General features: G+C 64.8%; 5 protein-coding genes. All 5 read left to right on the forward strand.

What is annotated here, in order from left to right; genetic code table 11:
* Positions 1–1,151, forward strand: a 1,151-nt coding sequence (locus tag QOD90_RS14150) for an alkane 1-monooxygenase (RefSeq protein WP_526350704.1), incomplete at its 5' end; no start/stop codon positions are given.
* 2 nt (positions 1,152–1,153) lie between these two features.
* Positions 1,154–1,327 (forward strand): rubredoxin, encoded by a 174-nt coding sequence (locus tag QOD90_RS14155; protein WP_526350706.1) that lies wholly within the window; start codon positions 1,154–1,156, stop codon positions 1,325–1,327.
* Entirely contained in the window at positions 1,324–1,506 is a 183-nt protein-coding gene (locus QOD90_RS14160) for a rubredoxin (RefSeq protein WP_526350708.1), read from the forward strand. The genes QOD90_RS14155 and QOD90_RS14160 overlap by 4 nt, the downstream gene beginning before the upstream one ends.
* A gap of 17 nt (positions 1,507–1,523) precedes the next feature.
* Complete coding sequence (gene alkX / locus QOD90_RS14165) at positions 1,524–2,156, forward strand: TetR family transcriptional regulator AlkX (RefSeq protein WP_526350710.1); 633 nt, start codon at positions 1,524–1,526, stop codon at positions 2,154–2,156.
* A 116-nt stretch (positions 2,157–2,272) separates the two neighbouring features.
* A partial coding sequence (locus QOD90_RS14170) for an adenosylhomocysteinase (protein ID WP_526350712.1) occupies positions 2,273–3,010 on the forward strand: 738 nt, incomplete at its 3' end.

Raw genomic sequence — 3,010 nt, forward strand, 5'->3', positions numbered from 1 at the left:
TGCCGGTGATCTGGGCGTTGAACCAGCTCGGCTGGCACGCGGCGGCTCAGGCGCCGCTGTGGATCGGTCCGATCCTGTTGTACATCCTGCTGCCGTTGCTCGATTGGCGCTTCGGGGCTGACGGGCAGAACGCGCCCGACGAGGTGATGGAGGCGCTGGAGAAAGACAAGTACTACCGCTACTGCACGTACGCCTTCATTCCGTTCCAGTACCTCAGCCTCATCGTCGGTGCGTACATGTTCACCGCCTCCGATCTGAGCTGGCTGGGATTCGACGGCGGCCTGGGTTGGTTCGGCAAGATCGGCCTGGCCTTCTCGGTGGGAGCGCTGGGCGGTGTCGGCATCAACACCGCCCACGAAATGGGCCACAAGAAGGAATCGCTGGAGCGGTGGCTGGCCAAGATCACGCTTGCACAGACCTTCTACGGCCACTTCTACATCGAGCACAACCGTGGCCATCACGTTCGCGTCGCCACCCCTGAGGATCCGGCGTCGTCGCGCTTCGGCCAGACGTTCTGGGAGTTCCTGCCGCGCACCGTCTGGGGCAGCCTGAAGTCGTCGTGGGAGCTTGAGGCCCAGCGTATGCGGCGGACTGGGCGGAGCCCATGGAATCCAAAAACGTACTGGCAGAACGACGTGCTCAACTCGTGGGCAATGTCCGCGGTGCTCTTCGGTGCCCTCGTCGCAGTCTTCGGACCCGCCGTCATCCTGTTCCTGGTCATTCAGGCGGTGTACGGCTTCTCCCTGCTCGAGTCGGTCAACTACATGGAGCACTACGGGCTGCTGCGGCAGAAGACCGAGAGCGGCCGCTACGAGCGGTGTGCCCCCGTCCACAGCTGGAACTCCGATCACCTGGTGACCAACCTGTTCCTGTATCACCTGCAGCGCCACAGCGATCACCACGCCAACCCGACGCGTCGCTACCAGACGCTGCGCAGCATGCAAGGGGCGCCAAATCTGCCCACCGGCTACGCATCGCTGATCGGAGTGACCTACGTCCCCGCGTTGTGGCGCAAGTTGATGGACCACCGCGTCCTGGAGCACTACGACGGTGATATCACCAAGGCCAACATCCATCCGCGCGTGCGCGACAAGGTGCTGGCCAAGTACGGGGTGGACGATGAGCGCTCGCGCGAAGAGCGAGGGGCCTGAGTATGAGCGCCTACCGGTGCCCGGGTTGCGACTACGTCTACGACGAGGCGAAAGGTGCTCCGCGGGAGGGTTTTCCGGCGGGCACCACCTGGGTCGACGTCCCTGACGATTGGTGCTGTCCAGATTGTGCGGTCCGCGAGAAAGTGGATTTCGAAGAGATTGGAGTCAAGTCATGAATGCGTACAAGTTGTTCCTCTGCGTGCAGTGTGGATTCGAATACGACGAGGAGAAGGGGTGGCCGGAGGACGGCATCGCACCGGGTACTCGTTGGGACGACATCCCCGAGGACTGGAGCTGCCCCGATTGCGGCGCGGCCAAGTCGGACTTCGAGATGGTCGAGGTTGCCCGGTCGTGACGGTTACTCTCGCGCGTATGAACAGTCCGACCGAACGGCGGACGGCACCTCGCGTGCCGTATGCCGAGGCGTCGCGAGTGCTCCTGCGTGGCTCGATCCTCGACGGCATGCGCGAGATGCTGCTGACCCGGGACTGGTCGTCCATCACCCTGTCCGACGTCGCCAAGGCCGCTGGTATCAGCCGCCAGACCATCTACAACGAGTTCGGGTCGCGCCAGGGGCTGGCCGAGGGGTACGCGCTGCGGCTGGCCGACCGGCTGGTTGACGCGGTCGACGTCGCCATCGAAGGCAATGTCGGCGATATCCACACCGCGTTCCTCGAGGGTTTCCAGGCGTTCTTCGCGGAGTCGGCGTCCGATCCGCTCGTCATCTCCCTGCTGACCGGCGGGGCCAAGCCCGACCTCCTTCAGATCATCACCACCGACAGCGCGCCGATCATCACGAGGTGTTCGCAACGACTCACGTCGACCTTCATGCACAGTTGGGTCCGCGCGAGCGACGAGGACGCAGGAGTGCTGGCCAGAGCCATCGTCAGGCTGGCGATGAGTTACGTCTCGATGCCCCCGGAAGCCGATCACGACGTGGCCCGTGACCTGGCCCGTTTGATGACACCGTTTGCCGAGCGATACGGTGTCATGGACACCTCCTAGCCGGCAGAGCGCCATAGCGCCTGTCCCGCGAGTCCGCAGGCTTCGGGTGTCGCCGGCGCACGTGTGTGCGCCCATGGCACTGACGACCCGAGAAGACCACGAAGTAAGGGCTCTACATGACTGCACCGACACTGACCGCCGACGTACGCAACGGCATCGACTACAAGGTCGCCGACCTGGAACTGGCCGAGTTCGGCCGCAAGGAGATCCGCCTCGCCGAGCACGAGATGCCCGGCCTGATGGCGCTGCGCCGCGAGTACGCCGACGTGGCGCCGCTGAAGGGCGCACGCGTCTCGGGCTCGCTGCACATGACCATCCAGACCGCCGTCCTGATCGAGACGCTCGTCTCCTTGGGCGCCGAGGTGCGCTGGGCGTCGTGCAACATCTTCTCCACCCAGGATCACGCCGCGGCCGCGACCGTAGTGGGACCGCACGGCACCGTGGAAGAGCCCAAGGGCGTTCCGGTGTTCGCGTGGAAGGGCGAGAGCCTCGAGGACTACTGGTGGGCCGCCGAGCAGATGCTCACCTGGCCGAACGAGCCGGCCAACATGATCCTCGACGACGGCGGTGACGCCACCATGTTGGTGTTGCGTGGCGCCCAGTTCGAGAAGGCCGGCGTCGTGCCGCCCACCGAGGACGACGCTTCGGACGAGTACAAGGTGTTCCTGCAGCTGATCCGCGACCGCTTCGAGACCGACAAGACCAAGTGGACCAAGATCGCCGAGTCCGTTCAGGGCGTCACCGAGGAGACCACCACGGGCGTGCTGCGGCTCTACCAGTTCGCCGCCGCAGGCGAGCTGCAGTTCCCGGCCATCAACGTCAACGACTCGGTGACCAAGAGCAAGTTCGACAAC

It is taken from the genome of Mycobacterium sp., assembly GCF_032161845.1.
Taxonomy (GTDB): Bacteria; Actinomycetota; Actinomycetes; order Mycobacteriales; family Mycobacteriaceae; genus Mycobacterium.

Coding starts and splice junctions, on each gene's coding strand:
- QOD90_RS14155 (WP_526350706.1), top strand. CDS start 1,154: ATGAGCGCCTACCGGTGCCCGGGTTGCGACTACGTCTACGACGAGGCG.
- QOD90_RS14160 (WP_526350708.1), top strand. CDS start 1,324: ATGAATGCGTACAAGTTGTTCCTCTGCGTGCAGTGTGGATTCGAATAC.
- alkX (WP_526350710.1), top strand. CDS start 1,524: ATGAACAGTCCGACCGAACGGCGGACGGCACCTCGCGTGCCGTATGCC.